Here is a 22,502-nt window from a genome sequence, read left to right as displayed (position 1 = left end):
TTGGTCTGGATGGATAAAACCGGCAGCTGCCGTGAACCACCTGCCGGAAGCTCCCTTTGAGCCGGCCCCGGCTCAATTGGCCGACATCCATCTCAAAGCCCATCGCCTGCAGGCTGTTGCTGAACCCAGGTGACGAATGAAAAGCGACCTTCATTGGCTGATTGTTTGCGGAAATCGCCTTAAAGCCAGGATTGTTGTGAGAATTCGCTGACTCACCTCCTGCTCATGCGCCGTTTGTTCTGCTGTTTGTTGGCTGCTCTGGGGCTGCTGCTGCTCACGCCAGGTCTGGCATGGGCCCAGGGTCATCAGCACGAAAACGAGGATGGCGTCGCCATGGTCCGTTCGCTGGAGAGCCTCAGGGACCTCGATTACGACAGCTGGCAGGCGGTGGCCTACCGCGAAGGCCCTCCGGGCCAGTCGGTGGTGCTGCGCGTGGTGGGCTATCCCGGGAAACTGCGGCTCGATCATCCGGTGAGCCTCCAGGTGTTGGCGGGTCGGCGCGAATGGCAGCTGGACGACATCACCCTGGCCAACCCAGTGCTGGCCACCGATGGCCGCGACGCAGCGGCTGAATTTGCCCTCGATCCTCTGCTGGACGATCTCAGCAACAACCGACCGCTGCGTCTGGCGTTGCCGGGTGTCTTCACCGAGTTGCCGATCCCTCCCTACGTCGTTGGTGAATGGCGCTCCCTGCAGGAGCTGCCCCTCAGCTGATGTGGGAGCTCTGGATGCGGCGGGCCCTGGCCCTGGCCGCCCTTGCTGAAGGTCACACCAGCCCCAACCCTCTCGTGGGGGCCCTGGTTCTTGATCGCCAAGGCCGCCTCGTGGGTGAAGGCTTTCATGCCCGGGCCGGAGATGCCCATGCTGAGGTGGGTGCATTGCGGCAGGCCGGGGATGCGGCCCGGGGCGGAACTCTCGTGGTCACCCTTGAACCCTGCTGCCACCACGGCCGCACGCCCCCCTGCAGTGAGGCGGTGCTGCGCGCGGGAATTCGCCGCGTTGTGATCGCCCTGGAGGATCCCGATCCCCGGGTCGATGGGGGCGGCATCCGTCAGCTGAGGCAGGCGGGGCTGGATGTGATCAGTGGTGTGCTGCGCGAGGAGGCCCGCCAGCAGAACCGAGCCTTTCTGCACCGCGTTCGCACTGGCCGCCCCCTCGGAATCCTGAAGTGGGCCATGAGCCTCGATGGCCGCACTGCTTTGCCCAATGGCGCCAGCCAATGGATCAGCGGCCCGCCCGCCCGCGACTGGGTGCATCAGCTGCGCAGTGGCATGGATGCCGTGGTGGTTGGGGGCGGCACGGTTCGCGGCGATGATCCGCTGCTCACCAGCAGGGGCCGGCGTTCACCGGAGCCGCTGCGGGTGGTGTTGAGCCGCAGTTTGGATCTGCCGGATCAGGCCCAGCTCTGGGACACCGCGGTGGCACCGACCCTCGTGGCCCATGGCCCCGATGCCGACCTCCGGCGTTTGCCATCCGGGCCTGAGGACCTTCGGCTTTCGGCCTGTGAACCGCAGCAGCTGATGGAGGCCCTGGCGGAACGGGGGTGCAACCAGGTGCTTTGGGAATGCGGCCCTGAGCTGGCGGCCGCTGCGATCCGGCAGGGCTGCGTGCAGGAGATCGCAGCGGTGGTGGCTCCGAAGTTGATGGGGGGCATGGCGGCCCGCACTCCCCTTGGAGATCTGAACTTCAGCGCCATGGATCAGGTGCTGCAAGGGCATTGGCATCAGAGCGAGCCCATGGGCAGCGACTGGTTGCTGCGTTGGCGCAGCGGCAGCTGAGCTCAGCGCTCCCGGCTTTGCCGATCGAGGCTGCTGGCGAAGCGGCCTTGTTCCCTTGTTATTGCAAGCAAACTGCCGGTAAGTTTGCGCAGATTTGTGCGCATGGCTGGGGTATCGGTGGCTCTTCCGTGCGCATGCGCCAGGTTTCTCGCACAAGATCCCGGTGCAGATAGAGCAGCCATCGGCCCATCGCGATGGTGGCCTCCCCAGGTCGCTCTCACGGATCACGGCTACAACCCGGTCCAGCTCGAGACCATCTCCCCAGTTGATAGGCATCCGCGAGCTGCGGCAGCAGTCAGTTTGATCTGGAAATATCCCTCGAATTAGGGATATGTGAGCCACCCCCTTGGCACGATTGGGACTGGTCGGTAGAGAAGATGACGTGGACGAATAACGGAGCGGATAAGCGTCACTGAACAAGCTTCAGCAGCAGATGCAGCAAAGCAGCCTTGGCTTTGTTGTTGTGTGCATTCGCATGCGTGATCACATGGCCAGCACTGGGTACAACTCCCAACACGGCCAAGGAATTCGCCGTTAAAAAGTATTCGCACATTCTTTGCGTGGAGGGCTCGCATCGTCTACTGGCAAGCAAGCTGAAATAAACCACTCACTCCGGCGCAGAACAGCACCACCCGCCACGCCGGTTGCCGCCAACTCACCAACAGCACAAACGCCACCAACGCCAAGCTGAACTCAGCGCCTCCGCGGATGCCTGTCTGCCAGACGGGTTGAAACAACGCCGCCAGCAGGATGCCCACCACTGATGCGTTGATGCCCAGCAGGGCTCGACGCATCGGAGCCAATCGGCCCAGGTCGCTCCAGAAGGGCAAGAGCCCACCAACCAACAAGAACGAGGGAAAAAACAGGGCAACGAGCGCCATCACAGAACCGGCGATGCCCTGAAGTCCAGGCTGCAGATCAAAACCAAGAAAAGCCGCGAAACTGAACATCGGCCCCGGCACCGCCTGGGCTGCGCCATACCCCGCCAGAAAATGCTGCAGGTCGATCCAACCGTTGGGCACCAAGGCTTGCTCCAGCAAGGGGAGCACCACATGACCACCGCCGAAGACCAAGGCACCGGTGCGAAGAAATCCACTGAGCTGCTGCACCAGCAGCGGTCTGGCGACATCAGAAAGCCAGGGCAGAGCCACGAACAGCAGCACAGCCAACCCAAGCAAAACCACCGCCACCGAACGCCGCAGCGGAACCACGAGACGTTCCGATGCCGATGGCTCCAGCTCAGATGGGATCAGCACACACCAACCCACCAATCCGCCAAACAACAGGGCCAACAGCTGGGCCCAGACGCGAGGCACCAACAGCACCAGCACAGCAGCACTCACCATCAGGCTGGCCCGCTGCCGATCGGGAGCCAGCCTTCGCTGCAGGCCCAGAACGGCCTGGGCCACAACGGCAACAGCCGCCACCATCAAGCCATGCACCCAGCCCCCATCGATCCAACTGGGATGGGCTGAGAGCAGCGACGCCGCCAGCACCATCAACACAGCCGAAGGCAAGGTGAACCCTGCCCAGGCCGCCACACCACCAAGCCAACCGGCCCGAATCAGCCCCAGGCCCATGCCCACCTGGGAACTCGAAGGCCCCGGCAACAACTGACAGAGCCCAACCAGATCGGCATAGGCCTCAGCGGTGATCCAACGCTCCCGCTGCACAAAACGCTCGTGGAAATAACCGAGGTGCGCCACGGGGCCACCGAAGGAGGTCAGCCCCAACACGAAGAACTGAACAAACACCTGCAGTGGAGCGGGCATCGTGCTGCCCCTCTCAGGCGGGGAACAGGCGTCGGTTCCTGTTGGCCATCGCCACCAGCGACAGCATCACCGGAACCTCCACCAGCACGCCAACAACCGTGGCCAAGGCAGCCCCGGAGTTCAAACCGAACAGGCTGATGGCCACCGCAACTGCCAACTCAAAAAAGTTGGACGCGCCGATCATGGCCCCGGGTGCCGCAATCGATCGTGGCTGCCCTGCTGAGCGCATCCAGAACGCTGTGATCCAGAAGATCAGATAGGTCTGGAGGATTAAAGGGATGGCAATCAAAACGATGGCCAGCGGATTGGCCAAAATCGCCTGGGCCTGCACCATGAACAGCAGCAACACGGTGGCGATCAACGCGCCAATCGCCAGGGGCTTGAGCCGCGTCTCCAGCCGCTCAATCCGGCGAACACTGCGCAGGCTCAGCCGCGTGAACCATCCGGCCACCAGGGGGACCACGACAAACAGACCCACTGCCGTGAGCATCGTGTCCCAAGGCACCAACACATCCGAAACCCCCAGCAGGAGAGCCGCAATCGGGGCAAAGGCGAAGACCATGATCAGGTCGTTCAACGCGACCTGCACCAGGGTGTAGTTGGGATCGCCATCGCTGAGACGACTCCACACGAACACCATTGCCGTGCAGGGAGCGACGCCAAGAAGAATCATCCCGGCCACATACTCCTGTCCGATGGCAGCCGGAATCCAGGCGGAAAACACGCCACGGATGAACAGCCAGGCAAGCGCTGTCATGGTGAAGGGCTTGATCAGCCAGTTCACGACGGCTGTCACCAACAGCCCCCGCGGTTGCTGGCGAATCGCTCCGATGGAGGAGAAGTCGACCGCCAGCATCATCGGGAAGATCATTCCCCAAATCAGCACCGCGATCGGCAGATTGATCCCTGCTGCCTCCAGGGCCGCAATGCTTGCCGCCGCATCAGGGAACCAAGCACCGAGGCCAACCCCAACCACGATCGCCAGGCCAATCCAAACGGAAAGGTATCGCTCGAACAGACCCATCAATTCATCAAGAATTCTTGATGGAAGAACCCTACCTCCAGCAGGTTCCTCTCACGAAAGGATGTGATTTGGAATACACGCTCAGCATGGCTTAATAGCCTCTAAAGAAACACACAATTTTCACTTAAACCACCTGACCAACAATGTTGAATGGTGCCTGAATATCGATGACTGAAAAACCCATAGGCCTGTTTCCTTGGGCTATTTTGATCTTTGCGCTGGTTGTTCCTAACCCTTGGAAACTGGCATCGGAACGGGCATTCGCCGAACAAAGCGTGACAACGGAACAATGCTCAAGCCGCCAGTGAGGCATCTCTGAAACCTGTGAATACCAAGATCCAAACCCACTGAGGCCGCTTGGTTAACGTCAACAACCGGGTATGAATTCTTAGAATCACATTTCTGGGTTTTTTAGGAGTGAGAAACCATCGCGTCGCAGTGCATTGATCGAATGCATACGAACTTTTGACAGTGAAGTGGAACTCAATCGGCTTGGCATTCACCCCCTTTTGAGGCGGAGCCGTGGTTCAGGAGCGCCGCCGGCGCGGATTGGCTGGAAGCGGTTGCTGCAAGGTCTGGTCCAGAGCCAATTCCAGTGAGGCGTGAATCGGGCCTTCCTTCTGGAGCACCACAACGCCATCCTCAAGGGATTGAACGCGATAAGCCTGGCGATGCTCTTCAATCCAGCGATTGCTGTTGCGGAGCTGGCGCCAATCTCCTGCGAACGCCCGGCCGTAACGCTGAAGCAAATCGAGGTCCACAGCAACCCAGTCCACGCTTTGAGGCCGACCCTTGCGGTCCAGATAGTCGGTGTTGAAAGGGAAGCGCACCAACACCTCGCGGCGGGCAAGCAAAGGCACCAGTGATGTGTTCGCCGCAACGCTGGCCTGCGGAGGAATCACAGCCAAGGCACGCCGAGCCGCTGCACCATGGCTCCATTGTTCAGCCGGGCTGCTGTGCACCCATGGCTGCACGCTGGCAGGAACAAGAAACGAAAGGCTGCGGTGGGGATTGCTGGTCAACGTGAGCAGCAGAGAGAGGCTGATGGCTGCGCCCCAAGCCAGCCTGAGGCGAGGCCCCAGCTGTAAGTGGGGGCGCCGCTGCCACCAGAACAGGGTGCCAAGGGCGAAGCCAGGCACCACTAGCAGGGTGTAGCGAATGGTGATCGCGAGGGGATTGTTCGCGCCCTGGGCCAGGAACAGACCCAACAGACTTGGGCCCGCCAGCAGCCAGGCATCGAGGCTGATCAGGGGTAGGAACAGAAACGGCAGGCTATGGCCAAGGAGGTAGCGGAAGGTCCCTCCGGGGGGATCCACCAATTGCTGAAGCAGCAGGAATGGCTGAGACAACATCCGTTGGAGAACCGCAAGGCTGCTGCCGCCTCCACTGTTCCCATCGCTGAGGTATTGACCGAAGTTCTCCACCATGAAGCGCTTTGCGTTGTCGTCTGAGAACAGCGGCATCAGAACGTTGGTGCACAGCAACACCCATCCCCCTCCCCAGCTGATCAATGCCAAAGCCAGGGGCCAGCGTTGGCGATGGCGTACCAACAACCAGAAGCCAACCGCCACCAGAAGCACCCCCGTGTCCTCTCTGATCAGGGGCATCAGGCCGGCGGCCACCAGGATCAGCCCGGTGCGCCGTTCCACCAGGCCCAGCACCAGCACGAAGACGACCAGAGGCAGCTGACAGAGATCCGTGAAGTTGCCGAGGGTGGGACCGATCAAGGCGTTGCCACCGAAATAGCCGTAGGCGATCCAGTTGGCGGTGCGTTCCGGCAAACAACCACTGGCGAGGCGATGCAGCACAAGACCCGCAGCAGTGATGAGGCCAACCTGAGCCAACGGGAGGGCGGCTCCCCCGAGCAGCCCCAGCAATGGCGCAACAAGCAACAGGGTTGGTGTGAAGTGCTGGCCAAGCCGTTCGTAATCCACCGAAGGCAGCTGTCCGGCATGCTCCACGTTGGTGGAGAGTTGCGAGGAGAGGGTGCTCTCGAACCAATGGCCATGCAGGCTGTTCCAAAGCACCTGCTGAAAAATGCCCTGGTCGTAGCTGGCCAACAGGACCCAGGAACGCCAGGCCTGCAGGCCCAGGCAGATCACGGCGAACAAACCAGCCGCGATGAGGACGCGACGGGACGTCAACAACGGCACCTGCACGCCTCACTCAATGCAGCTCAGCGTTGCAGCGACTTGATCACCTGCATGTGCTGTGGAGCACCTGGGATTCTGAGCAAGAGCTCAAACGGATTGAGTGCAGAGAACCTGCATGATCAAGGCCTGAAACGGTGCATGCTCACCAAGCCGGCTCAACCCGCCAGAAGGGGTTCGCCACTGGCTCGATGGATGGCGACCACACCGGGACGGGGCGGCCGGCCGGGGGCCTGAGCCGGCCAATTGGAACCCAGCGTCACAGGGCTGGCATGCCAAAGGAAATGGGCTGGGCAACCACGGTGTTCATCCAAAAAACGCCCCTCAACGGGGCACTTGCCGATGTGTTGCACCGGTTCAGCTCTTGTAGGCAACACCCGGATACGTGCAGGTCGCAGAACCACGGGCAATGGTCGGAGAGAGGTGGGCTGAGGTGTCGACACCGCGATAAGCGGTGGCACGCAAATGGGCAAGCTGAGCGTCAGTGAGGCGTTGCTTGCGAAGGGTTGCGCGCTTGACGAGGTCGAGAGGTGACATGAACGTCTCCACAGTGTCCGGGTCCCCGTTGCATGACGCCGGATCGAACTGCACCTGCAAATGGCAGGCCAACGATGAATAAAAAATTATCGATAAAAATCAACGATCGATGTACTCAGCAACACCAAGACGGGACCATCAGCCACACATTTTCAACCGCTGTTCGGCGTTGCGTACCCATCTGACCCAATAGCGCCGGCGAGACATCCTCACATTCAGAAGCGATGCAACCAATGAACCCTAAGATTATAAATGCAATAAAATCAGACCAAAAAGATTTAACCTTCCGTGGCGATTATCCAGCCTTTGCCAAATGTTATCCACTTATTAATCATTAAGGTGAGATGACGGCATTTTTAAGATATCTTTTCTAGACCTTAATCAGTGGCTAACCCTTTTTCTGGGCCTACTGATTCATTATTTGATGTGAGCATTCAGCTTCAAATGATCAGCGACAAAATTATTTCACCGCTGCAGTCGATCAACCCCGGTGGTGCTGAAAAGGTTGATTGGGACCCAAAAGCTAAGATTGCTTATGTCATCACTGGCGAATATACCGATGACAAAGGAGGTCAAGTTGTTGCCATTGATTATTCTAGAGGTTACGGCAAGGGAACAGTTTCTGCCGAATATTATCTGGCAGGGGATGTTACCGACGTACGTGTGAGTTCTAAAGGTTTAATTGCTGCATCTGTTTTTGACAAGGAAACCCGGAAAGGGACGGTTCAGTTTTTTAAATATAATTCAAAGAAAGGATTGGTCAGCAAAGGATCTGTTGAGGTTGGTTATCAGCCTGATCAGCTTACTTTCAGTAAAGATGGAAAAACTTTGGTAACCGCAGATGAAGGCGAGCCGTTAATGTTTTATGGCTCTGATGAGATTGATCAAAATCCTAAGGGCAGCGTTTCAATCGTTAAAATTAATAACAAAAATCTTTCGAAGTCTAAAGTCAAAACATTGTATTTTGACAAACCTGACACTTACTACTTGGAGCGTGGAGTTCGACTCTACAACCCTGAAGGTGTTGCAGGCTCTGATAACATCGCTATAAGAGATATTGAGCCTGAATATGTTGGAATTGTAGATAACAAAACTGCTCTTGTTGCTTTGCAAGAGAATAATGCGTTGGCTGAGGTTGATTTCAAGAAAGGCAAAATTAAAGGGGTGTTTGGCTTGGGCTATAAAGACTGGTCAGGTATTCCAATTGATACTTCTGATAAGGATAATGGATACGATCCCAGTGTAAAGAGCAATCTTGTTAGTGCTCGGATGCCAGACGGGATTGATACATTTAAGACGAAATACAAAGGCAAGAACAAACTTTTCTTTATCTCTCCCAATGAGGGAGATGGTCGGGTGAGACCAGATGAAGTTAATTTTGAAGCCGAAAAAGATGGAACTTTCTCTTATGGAACAAATTTTAGTGGTAATGAAGTAGATTCGTTTACTGATCCACTTGATCAAAAAAGCACTATTTACGTCTATGATCAATCAGGCATAGGTAACTTGGGCAATTTTGAGGCGGAAGAAGGTGATGAGTTCTTCATTACTAAAAAATATGGTGTCAGTGACGATGACGAATTTTGGTCAGATGAGCGCCGCGCCGGTAAGCTTGTGGATGACGGTGATGCAAATAAATACGACTCTCAAATTATTGCTGAAGGTCGCCTAAAGACTTTGGTTGATCAAAACGATCCCATCACAGGGAAGATTACTGGTTTTGGCGGACGTGGATTCTCCATACATAACCGAAAGGGCAAAGTGATTTACGACTCCGGCAACCTCACGGAAGAAATTGCTAACGAGCTTGGCTATTATCCCGATGGTCGCAGTGACGATAAGGGCACAGAGCCTGAAACTGTAGAGTTCTTTAGGCTTGGTAAGGGCAAGAATAAGCGTGATTTCATTGCTGTAGCACTTGAGCGGTGTTACAACAACGCTGATCAAGAAAATGAATACGGTACCATCGTTCCTATTTTTGAAGTTGTCGATCTAAGTGCTGCTAAGAATGATGATCGTGTTAAGCACGTGACTACTCTTCAAAGTCCTAACTCCTTGTCCCCCGAGGGCTTGCTCTTTGTCAACGAAAACAAGAATAAAGGCCATATGTTTGTAACAAATGAGGTTTCTCAGACTATTGACACCTACCAAATTCATATAAATGATCTTTGATTTCTATTGAGCAATTGCTTTGTGCACTCTCTTAAGCCCCCTTTCTTAGGGGGTTTTTTATTGCTTTGATTTCTTGTTTGACCCCAGCTTTAACCTCTCTAGTCTTATTCTCTTGAAATAAAGAATCTATCTCAATTCTTATTCTAATAGCGATCTTTCTTCTTGAAATTGAAGGGCTGATGTTTCTAAAATGTTTATTTGTGCACTCCTTCTCGATATACCTTGCTGGATCTTCCCTGGGGTATTGCTCTGCACTGTTACATGGCACAGAATTCCTGACTAATAAATTGTCAGTTTAAGCAACCAAGGAGTGATGCGGCTGTTCTTGTTGGTTTATGTGGTCTACGTTTGGTGCATTTCTCTTCTTGGAGATAGCTTACTGCAAGTTCTGCCTTGGTGTAAGTAATTTTTAAACATTGCATTTTTTATAGTGGGGCTTGTTTTTTCTCTGCCAAGAATGTTGGCGCCTCTCAAGTCTGACCATTTTTCTTTCGGGAACTTGATTAGTAGCCATGAGTCGTGACATCATCGCAGTCCTTCTTTAGCGTTAATTGGAAATGGTTTAACTCGCCTGCGCTATCTTCGATTGGATTTATATTGCCTAAGTAGAAAATGTTTGCTTTAAATATCCCAACACAAAGTCATTCCTAATGGTCATCGAATTTAAGCAATATGTGATGAGCCCCTGTTGAACCTTAAAAGTATTTTGTCTCAACAGCAAGGCTAGTCGTTTAGAACTTGAACGTGCTTTGGATGACGCCGCCAAGTACGCCGAACTTTGCACCTTTACCTTGGGTTTCAAAAAGATTGTTTGTGTATTCACCCATTGGACGAGTAAGATAGAAAGCTGATGGTGTAATTGTTATGTTGTCTGTTATGGGGAACGCTGCGTATAACTCAAAGAGATAATTGTAGTCTTGTGGGGTCAAGCTGTTGTCATTTAGCTCAGTTGCGAAATTTGGTTGGCCAAATGCCAATCCAATGTCGGCGCCTTGACTAAATACATTATCCCACTTCAACCCTACAAACCAAGATCGTGTTTGAACAGGGGATTGTGTGAAAAATCCTTTGCCTTGAATATTTGTTTGTCCTATGCCTGCAGAAATAGACGGAATCCAGCCTGTTCCTTCTGGTGCCCAGTATGCATTCAGGGCGAAATTGTGAGTGCTGCGGTTTGTGCGCTCGTCCACGAAAGATCCTTGATAGAGATCTTCATCTACGTAGTTCCACACTTTTGACCAGCAAGAATTATTGTGTTCGAAATCGGCCGTGAAACTCGTTCCTTGACGTTGGTCCGTTCCGCATTGGCCATATCGGTATCCAAGGGCTATGCCAAATTGGTCACCACCGTAGGCAATTTGAGTCAAGAGGTTGCCTCCAGAGTTATTCGTGAAGAGCCCCCCAACTGTGGAATCACTGATTCCGCCATTTTCGGCGACATAGTTGAGCGTGGCAGAGAAAGCAGGATCACCCTTCTCTTCTGTCTTTTTTTTGTAGATAACTCCTGCGATAGCTCCGGTTGCCTTGTTGTAGACATTGGCTGTGCCAGCCAGTGCGGTCCAGTCCAGCACCTTGGATGCACCCAAGTTGTAAACCGAGGGCCACATCCCAAGGGCTTCTGTGTTCCTTCCCTGTGGACCAACAACAAAGGTCAGGCTGTAATCAATCAGTTCGTCATTCCTGTAGGGGAAGCGGTAATAAAGTCGGTCGATGGCGACTTGGTCGTAGGTAGATTCGGAGACATCCAGCTTTGTTAAAGAAAGCGCCGAACCATTGAAGGCGTTGTTATCAAAATTGCCAGCTCTAAGTCTCGTTAGAAGAAGGTCTTTGCCCGTAAAGCTTGTGTTGAATCCTAGTCTTACATCGTAATTGAATGTTGCGGCTCCGTATCTGTTGTTGTAAGCACGAGTACCGCCTGCAGTGCCATCTTTATTCCAATTTTTTCGGCTGCGGAATTTTCTGGAACCTATATCCTTGTAGTGCTTTTCAAGTTCTGTACCTTGAATAATTTCTCGTCCAATCTTCCCGTTCTCTTCTCTAAGGCTTCCATCTTTGTTATGAACTTTGCTCCAGGCTCTGCGTGTCAATTGCCAGGAACGACTGTTCCGAGTGGCTCCTAAAGGTGATTCTCGACCATTAATTGTGACGATTTGATGGTATTTATCGTAATCCCAATAGTTGTCGGACCCGTTTTGTGTGCCATAGGCCTTGGTTGAACCCGCTACGAAAGTTGCCTGGCCTTTCAGCTTGGTTGTTGTTGAGAACTGAGATGCCTCTAGGGTGCCAACCCGGTTCTCCAGGAGCATGATGCTCCCTGCAACAAAGTCGAGTTCCGATTTGAATTCATCAACGAGTCTTTGAACGTCGTCTGTTACAACTGAGACGCGGTCAAGGCATGATGAGAGAAGAGCTGCTGCCTCATAGCGAGTTATAGGCAAGTATCCTCTAAAGTTTTCATTCGGATAACCTGCTATGCAACCGTAATTTTTGACTAGATTTATCAATGCTTGGTATGCCCAGTCTGTTGGATACACATCATTGAATTGATTGACACTGGTGACTTGCTGAAGTAGTTGTTTGGCTTGCTCAAGATCAAGTGTTGCAGAATAATCCGATATTGATTCGATGTTGATGTTTGCGTTCGCCCATTGAGATTGAGTAATAAGTATAGAAGCTGCTGCTGCGCTTGATGCCAGAAGGTTAAGTCTCTTCAAGGCTTCCAAATAAAAATCAATCTAGGAGGTTTTGGATTCGTTTCTTTAATTCAAGTTTAAATAATGATTGTGCTTGGGTTATCTGATTGGTTGTATGGCCGGCGTTCGTTATGAGCTCACTGGGCGGATCTCCGAAGTTGGGAAGACATTTTGTCCGCCTGGCAATTTATGAAGCTGCGCTTCATCGATCGCGCTTACCGCGAGTTGTCAGGATTTGCTCAGTTTTCTGCCGGCTGCTTCCCTCGTCAACAGTTGGTCGGTTTTTTGCTGACGCCGGCGCTCACCTTGTCGCCGACTTTTTCGAACATCAATTTGACTCCGCTGCGGCTCAGCTTAGGCAGTGTTTCCGTCAGAACCAGGGTCTTGCTAAGCAGCACGCTGTCAGCGTCATCTCCGGCTTGGCTGGCTGCCTTCTGCTTTGAGGCACTTGCTTTCAGTGAGAGGTCGATGCTTCGGAAGTCCTTCAGCAGCTGTTGGTTGGCGGTGGCGTTGGTGAATTACAACGTCGTTTCAAATTTTTAGGTTTGGTTAATCCCATCACAATATGTATTTTTGTTGGTATTAGCTGCCCTCAAGCAGTCTGGTTAGCTGCGCCTGAAGCTTCAGAGCCCCAACTGCATTACTGTGTTGCTTGCAGCGGATGCTGGCTTCGATGATTTCATCCAGCAGCGCTAGACGCGTGCCAAGGAAGTCGGATCGTTCGACTGAGTAGTCAGCCTTGATGATCTCCCTAGCGCGTTGCAAGTAAGTCTCGGCTTGTCGCTTCTGTACCCCCCATTCCTCCGTGCAGAAGCGCAGGATGTAGCTGTTTGTTTTGGCGGACGACAACAGTTTTACGACGGCATGAATCCGCCGATCAATTTCTGCTTTGTCGCTCTTCTTTCCCATAGCTCCATTATGGATCTCCCTCTTTTGGGGGATGACAGTTCTCTCGTAACGCTTGATAGTCGATTTGTAGTGCAGTTTTTTGCCTTATGAAGTCGCTTCAATGGCTTCTTCCTGGCCCTGCAGTGGGGCTCATGCAAATTTGCTACAAGGGCTAATGTGAAGTTCAAGAGCTTGCCAGGCAATGCTCAAGCTCAGTTGCAGGCAACCACTTGGAATCTGAGAGTGGTTGGCAATACGGTTACTCCGAATACATCGGTGGATATGCGACCCAGATGGTCGTGAGGTTCACTCCACATGACGAAGTTCTGTACCAAGTTGATCCAGATGGGTCGCCCCACAAGTTCGACATCTGTGGGGGGCGCTTTACGGGTGGTCCTTGCTCAGCAAAATCATGGGCTAAGTGAGACCCCGTCAATGAGCCTCTCCCCACGTCTCAGCGACGTTGCAATCAGCTTCGAGGGGAATGTCCCCCAGATATTGCTTTTGCAGCTTCTGGGAGGTCATGGAGGCCAATGCGATCTCTCTGACTTGATCCACTAAATCCCTGGGAACCTCCAGCAGGATCTCGTCATGGATCAGGCCAACGATGTGAACACCGGGGAACGCATCTAACGCGGGCCAGAGGTCACCAAGAGCAGCGGCGAGCAGGTCACGGCCTGAGCCTTGGATGGGGAAGTTGATGCCATTGGTGCGACCCAGAGGCCTCATGGGGCGGATGCCATCAGCTCCTGCGGTGTGGTCGCGGTAGGTCATGCGCCGGCCAAGCAGGCTGCGCACTTCGAGGGTGGTGCCGCTGTCGAACTGCCGCATCTGCCGGCTGATCTGCGGGTGGAACTGATGCCAGGCCTCGTAAACCTTGCGGGCTTCGGCTTCGGTGACGCGGGTGCCTCGAGCACGGGAGAGCAGGGTGCGAAGGCCGGCCACGCCACAGCCGTAAGCCAGGGAGAAGTTGGCCATCTTCCCGATGGTGGAGCGTTCGGGATCGGCCTTGGTGATCTCCCTGCCGCAGGCCTGCGATGCGATGTAGGCGTGCGGGTCGATGCCATCGAGCAGGATCCTGCGCTGGCCGTCGTCGTTGTAGAGCTCAGGGCTGGCCTGGAGGCGGATCTCAATTGATGACCAGTCGAGATCCATCAGCACGGTGTCGGGGTTGCCAGTACCCAGGGCCAACTTCCGATCACCGGTAATGCCTTGGAAGTTGAAACCGCACTGGCCGAGCTTCACGGGCTTGGGTTCACCTTTGCGTTTACCGGTCTTGAACCGTTCGGTGTCAGAGGGAACGTGGCTGTTGGTGTCTCGAATCAGCGCGCTGGTGGACATGCGGCCGGTGCTGGCACCAATGAGCCGGTAACAAGGCCTGACGCGACCATCAGTGAGCTCGGCTTCCTCGAGCAGCCACTTCACCTCTTTGAGTTCCTGATCGAGGGTTTTCAGCTGGAGCAGCTGCTCGATGACTGGATCAGGCCTGAACTTCTTCAGCGTCCGATCTTTGGTGTCTTCGATCTCCTCGCCGAGGTGCTGGGCCAAGGCCTCTTTGAGCTTCAGCGGATTGCGGTAGTTCTCGAGGTTGAGGGCCTGGTGCAGTTCATCCGCCAATGCCTTGCGTTCAGTGGTGGCTCGCTTCTGGGAGGCGATGGCAGCGGGAACGTCTACGGCAAGGCCTCTGACCTGCCCATCGGCGCAGGCGCTGATCATTGAGCAATCCACCCGGTGGACTTCCACCTGCTTGGTTTCATGCAGCTGCTTGTGGAGCTCACGGCCAAGCGGCAGCACCACAACGGCATCGAGAGCGGCATATCGGAGCTGACTGGCGGTAAGGCCATTGCCCCAATCACTGGTCTGTTCGGTCTTGTCCAGCTCCCGCTTCAGGTAGTGAGCCGAGGCCGCGGCGAGGCTGTTGCTGGGCAGGTCGCCAATGATCTGGCAGGCCAGCATCGTGTCCCACCACTTGCAGAGCGGTCGGATGCCGGCAGCAATCAGGAAGGTGGCTTCAAACAGCAGGTTGTGGCCCACCAGGGTTCGGTTGGGATTACGAACCAACGTGCGAAGCCAATCAATGGCCGGCTGGCCGATGACGGCCACATCGATGACCAGCGTGGTTTTGCTGTCAGTCCCAGTGAGCTGAGCCAGGCGGATCTCACCGCCCAGTGATGGGCTCAGGCTGGCCTTGTGCCGCCAGAGGTCAGTGCGGCGGTTGAAGGTCTCCAGATCGAATCCGAGCGATAGGGCCATCCCATCGGGATCAGGCAGATCGGAGGCCCGGCAGATGTAATCGATGCCGGTGGGCGGTTCGCCTTTGTATGGCTCGGGGCTCGCCGGAGTGATCCCCGAAAGGAACGGCACTAACGGCAGTTCTGGACAACCCTGGCCATAGCGGTTTTCTGAAGAGGGTTGGTTGTTTAAGGCGCCGGAAACGATCTCTAACTTTTTTACTGGCTTTTGCCGTTGTTGCCGTTTTCCCCTCACTTCGCCTGTTGCAGTGGCGGGTTTGGCAACGGCAGTTTCTGAAACTGAACTGCCGTTCGGTCCTTCTGGAGTTGCCGTTTCGCTCGGATCCTTATCTTCTGGCCGCCTTAACCGATAACGCCAACGGTTAATGCCTTTCGCGTCTTTGCCCTCGATGCCACCGTTGTTCCTCACCTTCTCGAAGAAGGTGTTCCGGCTTCCTCGGGCCACCATCGTGAGGTTCTCCTCCTCACACCACCGCTGAAACTCGAGGAACAGTTCGGCGCGCTTGATTCCATCGCGCAGCTGATCCACCGGCACGGTGCGCTCGCGGATGAAACGAGTCACATGGTCGATGTTCTCGTTGAAGTGGTCGGCAGTGGCTTTGTCGGTGGGCATGAAGTTGCCCCGCGCCTGCCGGCGCTGCCAGGCCGTAACCAGGCGGACCAAGATCCCGGGCAGCTCCGCTTTGAGCTTGTCCCCCAGAGATCGATCCTCTTTGCCGTTATGGCCGACGGTGAAGCGGAAAGGTGAGACCCGTGAGCTGAATGCCTTGGTGGTCTCGTTGATTGGCGGCAGCTTGTTGCAGCTGAAGGCCAGAAACGCGTAATTGAAAAAACTGAAGGTCTGGCCGTATTTCTTGTCTGCCTGGACCGGATCCTCACCGGTGAGCATCTTCACCAGGGAGATGTCCTTCACCTCCTCTGGCTTCAGCTCGCCGGCGACATTGGCTCGCTTGCCAAACAGCTCCGCCGCCATGAAGCGGTTTTCCGCGAGCTGGTGGAGGGTGACGGCGCTGCAGCTGTTGCTGCCCAGCAGCCACAAGATCACTCGGAGGATCAGACCTTTGCCGGCCCTGGCCTCGCCGTAGAGGATCAGGATTTTCACCGGTGCTTGGCTCCAGTCGATGCACTGGGAGATCACGTCCTCCAGCCGCTCGATCTGACCCGGCAGCGCGCTGTTGATGAGCCACTCCCAGGTGGGGCAGGAGGCTTTCGGATCCCACTCAACTGGCAGCTGCTGCAACGTCACCACTTCATGGGTGTGGTCACGCAGCTCACCGGTGCGGAGGTCCACCAGTCCGTTCTTCACGTTGAGCAGGGGCTCGCTGAGAAACTGCGGCACTTCGCGGCCGCTGGTCTTCAGGCTGGTGAGCGCCAGGTCGGTGACGGTGTTCAGGTACTGCGGCACATAGTTGTTGCCCAGGGCCTGCTCCACCGCGTTGTTCCAGCGGCGGGAGTCACTGTTCAGGTAGACGCCACCCTCGTAGACGGCGATTGACTTGTCGCCGTTGAGAGCCAGACGGTGGTGGCTCTGCAGGTGCTCCCAGAACGTGGCCGGCTGGAAGTTGCCCTCAGCGTTGAAGAAGCCTGAGTTACGCCGGCGCTTTCGTGGTGCCTTGCCCAGCTTTCCCTCTGGCCCGCGCGCCAGCTCGATCCACTGCAGGACCATCTCGAGGTTGTGATCGGCGTCATGGCGACTCAGCAGATCGTCGGCTCCGTCATTGCCGCGGCCGGGTAGGTGGATGATCCGGACATCCCTCGCGAGGAATTCACCTAGCAGGTTTTCTCGCAGGTATTTGGCAGCGTCATAAACGTCGCGATTGGTGCTCACGTCTGCATCCGGGAGGAAGAACACCTCCCGACCGCGCATCGGAATCTGGCCAAATTCCGGTGAGGGCTCGCCCCCGGTCATCCAGCCATTGCAGCCACTGATCTGCACAACGGCGAAGCTGCTCTCGCTGCCCTCGAGCGCCGCTGCTACAGCTCTGCCCTGGAAGGTGCCCTCCACCACCAGCAATGGCACTGATGGATCCAGCACGGTCTTCTCGCTGCCGGCGATAACGCCGACCACGCCGCCGCAGCCTTTGGGGAACAGGTATTTCATGGGCCGCCCCTCTTTGTTGATTGGGGGCGTTTCTGGCTGCAGCTGGATCACTGTCCGGCCGCTTGCGCAGGTCCAGGGGATCAGATGACTGGGGACCAACTTCTCGGCGTAGCCACCCCAGTGCTGAAACCCCTCCGGCAGTTCTTCGACGGTGCGCACGATGGTGATGCCAGCCAGGCGCTTGTCGTCCAGGGCCCGCTTCTTCTTCAGAGCCTTGGCCTCGTCGCCAGTGAGCTCACTGCCTCCTGCTGCCGGCTCCGCCGGCGGGGGTGCCCCCCATTGCTCGACCGACATCACACGACCCCCTCGAACCAGCCGTCAGCAATGGCCTGCTGCCACCGGGCAATGGTTTGCCTGTAGACGCTGTGAGCTGTTTCCAACCCAGGCCAGAAAAACAGCGTGAGCAACGGGTATCCAGATTCAAGTTCTGAGATCTCCGTGGCTTGAATCCGCCTGGTGCTCGGATCGAACATCAGGTGAATCTGCCCAGGGCCGTCTGGGTTGATTGAAAGCATCTGGAGCCGCTGTTTCTCCACGGCCGTCAGGTGTTCGTAATGGTCACAACCAGAAGCATCGCTGTAGGCGTGCCAACTGCCATTGGGGCAGCAGCGCCCAGGCTTGCCTGACGGATCGGGTTGATCCATATCGACCTTCACGGCACCAGACAGCACCAGCTGCTCGAGCACGTTGTCGATGGATTCAATGGCCATGGATCGGCACCCCCATCTCGTCGGCGTATTCCCGCTCGAGGCGGTGCTGGCGGGCCAAGGCCTCATTGGCATCAGCCCAGCGGCCACATCGACTGAACCAAGCGCTGCGGATGCCCTCCCATCGGATGCCCCAATGCAAGGCCTCGGCGTAATTGCGGCCGGATCCGCTGGAGTCTTTGAGCCTGGTGCGAAGAGAACGTTCAGCCATCAGCGTTGTCCTTCAGTAATGGACTCCAGTGCTGTTTGGCTGCGCGACTGGCCATGCGGCCGGCTGCGCTTTGCACCTTTTTGGCTTTGGCGGAAATGGCGTTTAGAGCGTTGATCGCTCGTTCCCACTCCTTTTGCTCAATCAGTTTTTGAACCTTGTCCAGGTCCACTTTTCTGAGCGAAGCAATGGCCCCTTTGATGGACCTGATGCTCACGGGGTCCGGCTTGCCGTCCAGCTGGATGGGCCCGGTTGGGACTTCAGGCTTTGCCATCGCTCCCCTCCTGCTCGAGCACGGCATTCACCAGCTCATGAGCGATTTCCAACCAGTGATCACTGCCGAGCATTTCGCTGACGTGCACGTCAGCCAGGTCCAGAAGAAATTCGTCCCGGAGGGTGGGCACCTCCAGCAGCAGCTTCATCGCGATCAGGATGTGGGACGTGGCCTTGAGGGCTAAGTCGCGATCGAAGGTCTTGCCGTCGCCCGCATCGAGGGTTTGGGGAAGGGTCATGCCGCACCTCCTGTGGGCTGCATCACGTTGCGGTTGTCGGTGATCAGCACGCTGCGGATCTGCCCGCCGTAGTGGCGGCCCACCACCTGCGCGCCGGCATCGCTCAGGCTCAGCAGGATCCCCTTGCGCCAGCGATCAGCTGAACGCCAGAGGCATGGTCTGCCAGCAGTCAGATGGCTGCTGTCTGATGGTGATCGGCGGAGCCGGGTCTGCTCCACATGGGATGGCCAGGGGCGCTGCGGAACCCGCCGCCGCCAGCGTGTCATTTGGGTGGACTTCATTGCTGAATAGGGGTCTCGTTTTTGATTGCCTCGAGCAGGGAATCCAGTTCCGCTGGCTCTCCTGATTGCGATGGCACGGGCATCCGAGCCAGGTCAGCGAAACGCTGCTGGCATGCACCGATGTCCCAAGTGATCGGACTATTTCTGAAGGGTCCGCGGAAGAAATGGACCCCAGGCGTCAGGTGCCCGGAATCGATCAATCGCAAGAGTTGCGACTTCGATCTGCCGAGTGCCTGCACCGCATCGGGAGTTCTTAGAACCCCGTCTGTGATTGGCATAGTTAAGGGTTATTGATTCGCCTTGGTCCGCACAAACTTGGCTATTTGCTGATGGCGCCCTCCGATTCCGTTGAAGAAACTCTTCAGGCGTGCGCCATCCCAATCCGGAAACTGCTTTCGTGCACTCTCGATGACCTCGAGATCGAACTCCAGCGGTTGACCTTTGGCAGCATGAACATCCACACCGTCGATGCGGCGTGTCCGTGTCTTTTTCTGAGCAAAACGGTCTCGTTTCATAGCGTCGCCAAGACGGTGAACTGAGATCGTCTTCTCATCAGCCTGACCATCCACTGGATGGCACCCTTTTCACGAAAAGGTGAAGTCGCTTTCCGAACCCACAGGGGACACCTTCACTGAAGGCCGAAGGAAGTTGACTCAGTACGAACCTGCAAGTGACAGAAGTACTTGAGGCGAAATCTGGCCGGAGCCATCATTCGTTGACAGGTTCATGTTAACCACAAACGCTACGAATGGTGCAACAAGTGGCATCAAGCCGCTATCAGCAGTGTTCGCGAGCTCGGAAAGATCCAGCCCCTGATTGATAACTTCCCCAAAAACCTCGCTCCTGTTTGCCGGCTGATGTCACTCCTCGAGTGATTTTCCCAGGTGCTCAACCTTCGTTTCGAGTTCCTCTGTCCGCCGCTGAAGCTCGACCTCGCGGTTGTGTTCGGCCTCGTCCATCTGCTGACGGCCGCAGTTCATCATCTCGGTGTAGGTCAGGGCCCTGGGCTTCCTCGGACCTTCTTTGGGGGAGGGGGTTGATTGGTTATTCATCAGAGCCATTGCCAGCGGTCAGGCGTCCAGCGACGAAGCCAACACCGCCAGCGATGACGGCAGCTTGCATCTGCCACATCAGGCGTCGGTGGCGCCATGCCGTGTTGTTGAGCCAAATACCAACACCTATTGCCAGGACCAGCAACGTCATCAGGCCAGCATTGCCGAGGTTTTTCATGGCATCTAAAGCAGCTGGTATTTCTGTTGGGTCATCGCACCAGTGCCTCCAGTCGCCGTCGTTCTACCTGGGCCTGAACATCGGCCAGGGTGCTCTCCACCATCTCCCGATCGGTCCAGGCGCCATAAGTCGAGCTGTGCGTCTCGAGGCTGTGGCCCATCAGCGCAGCGGCTCGACGCGGGGTGATTCCGTAGACCTCATGGGCCCGCAGGGCGTAGCCGTGCCTGAGCGAATAGGGCACCAGCTTGTCCCCGCTGCCATCGGTTCGCGGTGTGGAGGCTGTCTCCTCCTTTAGCTGCGCGAACACCTCGCTGCGGTTGCAGTGCAGATAAAACGCATCGCCGGCGCGGGGCCCGCGGCAGCCGGTGGGCAGCGCCTCATCCCCCTGCTCGGCCAGCACCGCCAGCAGGTTGGCTGACAGCCCCTCCTGGCCGATCGGATCCAGCCCCACGATGTCCCGCGGTGGGGTGCCCTCTGGGCATTGGCCCGTCCGCTTTCGGTAGTCGCAGTGCAGCAGCTGCCCGTTGACGCTGAGCAGGTGGAGCTCCACGGGTCGCAGCCCGAAGCAGGCCACCAGGCCGATGGCCGTTCGCCAGCGCGGGTCGGTGGTGCCCTCGAGCAGGCGAGTGATCTGGTCGTCCTTGATCGGAGTGGTCAGGGCCTTCTTCTTCGCCCTCATGCCGATCAGCAGCTTCAGGTCGGCCGGCGGCAGCCACCGCTGGTCGGCGCCGCAGTCATCCACCGCGAAGCGCAGCATCTGGGCCAGGTATTGGATGCAGGTCCGGCGATCGGTCAGGCCTGAACCCTTCCCCTCGGGGAAGTGGGTCTCGACCATGGCCTTCAGCAGGCCGGGGCCACTGGTGGGCTTCGGCTTGGTGGTGAGCAACGCCACGGCGCGGTTGACGTGCCGGCTGTAATTGCGCCGCCAGGTCCGCTCGGAGACCTGCCCGGAGTTCAGCTTGTGTTTCCGGAACGCCTCGGCCACCTCGGGCCAATCGGTGGCGCCATCGGCACCGGTGGGGGTGCTGGAGAGGAGAGCGACTGATTCCTTCACCGTCTTGCCGGCGGCCACCATCGGCTTGATCCGTGCCGCCAGAGCCAGAAGGTCGGCCTGGCTTGCACCTGACCAGGGCAGCTCCGTCACCGCGCTGCTGCGCTGCCCGTCATCAAATCGGCAGGTCAGCTGAATTCGCCCCCGGATGTCCCGCACCATCCACCCCTCGCCGTTCTGGCCCCTCAGGCCTTGGCGCATCGCGGCGACCCATGCGGGGGTCTTGGTGGGCATGATCGGCCGCTTCAGATCTGACGCCATTGTGCGCACAGGCGTGCGCACAGAGCAACCTTTTTGGTGTTTCAAGTCAACTCAAGCGTCACGCTGAGTTTCTGAAAACTATTGCTATGGCTGCATTTCTGCTGGTGCTTACTGGTCTCTTGATTGCCGGTCGAGGCTGCTGGCGAAGCGGCCGATTAGCACCCCCATCACGGCAGCGAGGTAGAGCGGTCCGGCAACGCTGGTGGCCACACTCACCATCCGTGACAGGGGGAGCATCGGGCTGATGTCCCCGAAGCCGACGGTGGTGAGGCAGACGAAGGCGTAGTAGTTGATTGTCGAAAACAGGCGGGCGCTGGCCAGGACGCTCGAATCGCCGACGTTGGCCATCTCAAGGGGTTGAAAGCTGCCCGGCTGGATGGTTTCCAGCGCACTCATCACCAGGCCGGCGGCGAGTCCGATGTGCAGGTACCCGGCCGTGGCACCCATCAGCAGGGCCTCGGTGACCCGTCTGGTGTTGGCGAAGCGGGTCACCAGGCGGATCACGCTCCAGCCCACCAGCACGCTCCAGCTCAGGGCCAGTGGCATGCCGCTGTAGATCAGCTCCAGGGGCGTGAGCAGCCAGAGCCACATGGTCACCACCGCCATCAGCCCCAGACCCCGATACAGCGCATCACTCCAGTTCGGAGCGTTGCTGCTCCCCACCATCACCTGGGTGAGCAGCAAGGCAACGAGGGTGTAGCCGATGTAGGTCGCCCAGACCAGGCGGGGGAAGGCGAAACCCACGGTGGCAATCACAGTGCAGAGCAGCAGCAGCTTCAGCTGCGTGTCATCACGCCGCTGGAGCCGTTGAACCAGTCCCACCAGCACCTTGGACACTGTCGCTGCCCCCAGGGTCGGCAGCCAGCGAAGGCTGTCAAGTCTCGC

Annotated in this window: 23 protein-coding genes; 4 read left to right on the top strand and 19 right to left on the bottom strand. The window is 56.8% G+C overall.

What is annotated here, in order from left to right; genetic code table 11:
• Window positions 1-225: 225 nt before the first annotated feature.
• The gene (locus SynRS9902_RS09690; protein WP_186508978.1) at window positions 226-714 is read left to right on the top strand and encodes a DUF3122 domain-containing protein; all 489 of its coding nucleotides are present in this window, start codon (window positions 226-228) and stop codon (window positions 712-714) included.
• Window positions 714-1,778: a bifunctional diaminohydroxyphosphoribosylaminopyrimidine deaminase/5-amino-6-(5-phosphoribosylamino)uracil reductase RibD gene (gene ribD, locus SynRS9902_RS09685; protein ID WP_186510601.1), complete on the top strand. Its 1,065-nt coding sequence runs from the start codon at window positions 714-716 to the stop codon at window positions 1,776-1,778. Before SynRS9902_RS09690 ends, ribD begins: the two co-directional genes overlap by 1 nt.
• A gap of 578 nt (window positions 1,779-2,356) precedes the next feature.
• Here ribD and chrA read toward each other — a convergent pair.
• Window positions 2,357-3,550 carry a chromate efflux transporter gene (gene chrA / locus SynRS9902_RS09680; RefSeq protein WP_186508977.1) on the bottom strand — a complete coding sequence of 398 codons (1,194 nt, stop codon included), beginning with the start codon at window positions 3,548-3,550 and terminating at the stop codon, window positions 2,357-2,359.
• 13 nt (window positions 3,551-3,563) lie between these two features.
• A complete protein-coding gene (gene arsB, locus SynRS9902_RS09675; protein WP_186508976.1) occupies window positions 3,564-4,574 on the bottom strand; it encodes an ACR3 family arsenite efflux transporter in 1,011 nt (336 codons plus the stop codon).
• Window positions 4,575-4,741: 167 nt separating this feature from the next.
• Between arsB and SynRS9902_RS13540 the strand changes: the two genes are divergently transcribed.
• Complete coding sequence (locus tag SynRS9902_RS13540; RefSeq protein ID WP_222929460.1) at window positions 4,742-4,882, top strand: hypothetical protein; 141 nt, start codon at window positions 4,742-4,744, stop codon at window positions 4,880-4,882.
• Window positions 4,883-5,101: 219 nt separating this feature from the next.
• Here SynRS9902_RS13540 and SynRS9902_RS09670 read toward each other — a convergent pair whose 3' ends face one another.
• The 3 genes from SynRS9902_RS09670 to SynRS9902_RS09660 all read right to left on the bottom strand — a co-directional run bounded on the left by SynRS9902_RS09670 (window position 5,102) and on the right by SynRS9902_RS09660 (window position 7,261).
• Window positions 5,102-6,727: a DUF2079 domain-containing protein gene (locus SynRS9902_RS09670; RefSeq protein ID WP_255446096.1), complete on the bottom strand. Its 1,626-nt coding sequence runs from the start codon at window positions 6,725-6,727 to the stop codon at window positions 5,102-5,104.
• 155 nt (window positions 6,728-6,882) lie between these two features.
• Entirely contained in the window at window positions 6,883-7,077 is a 195-nt protein-coding gene (locus SynRS9902_RS09665) for a hypothetical protein (protein ID WP_186508974.1), read from the bottom strand.
• A gap of 4 nt (window positions 7,078-7,081) precedes the next feature.
• Window positions 7,082-7,261 carry a hypothetical protein gene (locus SynRS9902_RS09660; protein ID WP_255446095.1) on the bottom strand — a complete coding sequence of 60 codons (180 nt, stop codon included), beginning with the start codon at window positions 7,259-7,261 and terminating at the stop codon, window positions 7,082-7,084.
• Window positions 7,262-7,687: 426 nt separating this feature from the next.
• On the opposite strand from SynRS9902_RS09660, the gene SynRS9902_RS09655 reads away from it, so the two are divergent.
• On the top strand, window positions 7,688-9,433 hold the full coding sequence (locus SynRS9902_RS09655; RefSeq protein WP_222929459.1) for a hypothetical protein: 1,746 nt from the start codon (window positions 7,688-7,690) through the stop codon (window positions 9,431-9,433).
• Between the two features lie 731 nt (window positions 9,434-10,164).
• Here the strand turns inward: SynRS9902_RS09655 and SynRS9902_RS09650 are convergent.
• The 14 genes from SynRS9902_RS09650 to SynRS9902_RS09585 all read right to left on the bottom strand — a co-directional run bounded on the left by SynRS9902_RS09650 (window position 10,165) and on the right by SynRS9902_RS09585 (window position 22,454).
• Window positions 10,165-12,156, bottom strand: a complete 1,992-nt coding sequence (locus SynRS9902_RS09650; RefSeq protein ID WP_222929458.1) for an iron uptake porin — start codon at window positions 12,154-12,156, stop codon at window positions 10,165-10,167.
• A 236-nt stretch (window positions 12,157-12,392) separates the two neighbouring features.
• The gene (locus tag SynRS9902_RS13860; protein ID WP_370586295.1) at window positions 12,393-12,524 is read right to left on the bottom strand and encodes a hypothetical protein; all 132 of its coding nucleotides are present in this window, start codon (window positions 12,522-12,524) and stop codon (window positions 12,393-12,395) included.
• Window positions 12,525-12,708: 184 nt separating this feature from the next.
• The gene (locus tag SynRS9902_RS09640) at window positions 12,709-13,035 is read right to left on the bottom strand and encodes a hypothetical protein (protein ID WP_186508969.1); all 327 of its coding nucleotides are present in this window, start codon (window positions 13,033-13,035) and stop codon (window positions 12,709-12,711) included.
• A gap of 411 nt (window positions 13,036-13,446) precedes the next feature.
• Window positions 13,447-17,661: a phage/plasmid primase, P4 family gene (locus tag SynRS9902_RS09635; protein ID WP_186508968.1), complete on the bottom strand. Its 4,215-nt coding sequence runs from the start codon at window positions 17,659-17,661 to the stop codon at window positions 13,447-13,449.
• Window positions 17,661-18,077, bottom strand: coding sequence for a hypothetical protein (locus SynRS9902_RS09630; RefSeq protein WP_186508967.1), 417 nt, complete (start codon window positions 18,075-18,077; stop codon window positions 17,661-17,663). Before SynRS9902_RS09630 ends, SynRS9902_RS09635 begins: the two co-directional genes overlap by 1 nt.
• Window positions 18,067-18,285: a hypothetical protein gene (locus tag SynRS9902_RS09625; RefSeq protein ID WP_186508966.1), complete on the bottom strand. Its 219-nt coding sequence runs from the start codon at window positions 18,283-18,285 to the stop codon at window positions 18,067-18,069. Before SynRS9902_RS09625 ends, SynRS9902_RS09630 begins: the two co-directional genes overlap by 11 nt.
• Complete coding sequence (locus SynRS9902_RS09620) at window positions 18,278-18,556, bottom strand: hypothetical protein (RefSeq protein WP_186508965.1); 279 nt, start codon at window positions 18,554-18,556, stop codon at window positions 18,278-18,280. Before SynRS9902_RS09620 ends, SynRS9902_RS09625 begins: the two co-directional genes overlap by 8 nt.
• The gene (locus tag SynRS9902_RS09615; RefSeq protein ID WP_186508964.1) at window positions 18,543-18,794 is read right to left on the bottom strand and encodes a hypothetical protein; all 252 of its coding nucleotides are present in this window, start codon (window positions 18,792-18,794) and stop codon (window positions 18,543-18,545) included. Before SynRS9902_RS09615 ends, SynRS9902_RS09620 begins: the two co-directional genes overlap by 14 nt.
• Entirely contained in the window at window positions 18,791-19,075 is a 285-nt protein-coding gene (locus tag SynRS9902_RS09610) for a hypothetical protein (RefSeq protein WP_186508963.1), read from the bottom strand. Before SynRS9902_RS09610 ends, SynRS9902_RS09615 begins: the two co-directional genes overlap by 4 nt.
• Window positions 19,076-19,362: 287 nt before the next feature.
• Entirely contained in the window at window positions 19,363-19,590 is a 228-nt protein-coding gene (locus tag SynRS9902_RS09605; protein ID WP_115023635.1) for a hypothetical protein, read from the bottom strand.
• Between the two features lie 345 nt (window positions 19,591-19,935).
• A complete protein-coding gene (locus SynRS9902_RS09600) occupies window positions 19,936-20,127 on the bottom strand; it encodes a hypothetical protein (RefSeq protein WP_186508962.1) in 192 nt (63 codons plus the stop codon).
• Window positions 20,120-20,278 (bottom strand): hypothetical protein, encoded by a 159-nt coding sequence (locus SynRS9902_RS09595; RefSeq protein ID WP_186508961.1) that lies wholly within the window; start codon window positions 20,276-20,278, stop codon window positions 20,120-20,122. The genes SynRS9902_RS09600 and SynRS9902_RS09595 overlap by 8 nt, the downstream gene beginning before the upstream one ends.
• 58 nt (window positions 20,279-20,336) lie before the next feature.
• A complete protein-coding gene (locus SynRS9902_RS09590; protein WP_186508960.1) occupies window positions 20,337-21,617 on the bottom strand; it encodes a hypothetical protein in 1,281 nt (426 codons plus the stop codon).
• Window positions 21,618-21,725: 108 nt separating this feature from the next.
• Window positions 21,726-22,454, bottom strand: a complete 729-nt coding sequence (locus tag SynRS9902_RS09585; RefSeq protein WP_186508959.1) for a potassium channel family protein — start codon at window positions 22,452-22,454, stop codon at window positions 21,726-21,728.
• Window positions 22,455-22,502: the final 48 nt, after the last annotated feature.

The sequence above is a fragment of the Synechococcus sp. RS9902 genome (genome assembly GCF_014279635.1).
Taxonomy (GTDB): domain Bacteria; phylum Cyanobacteriota; class Cyanobacteriia; order PCC-6307; family Cyanobiaceae; genus Parasynechococcus.
Note: the sequence above shows the minus strand (reverse complement) of the source record. Positions and strands in the feature narration are given on the sequence as shown.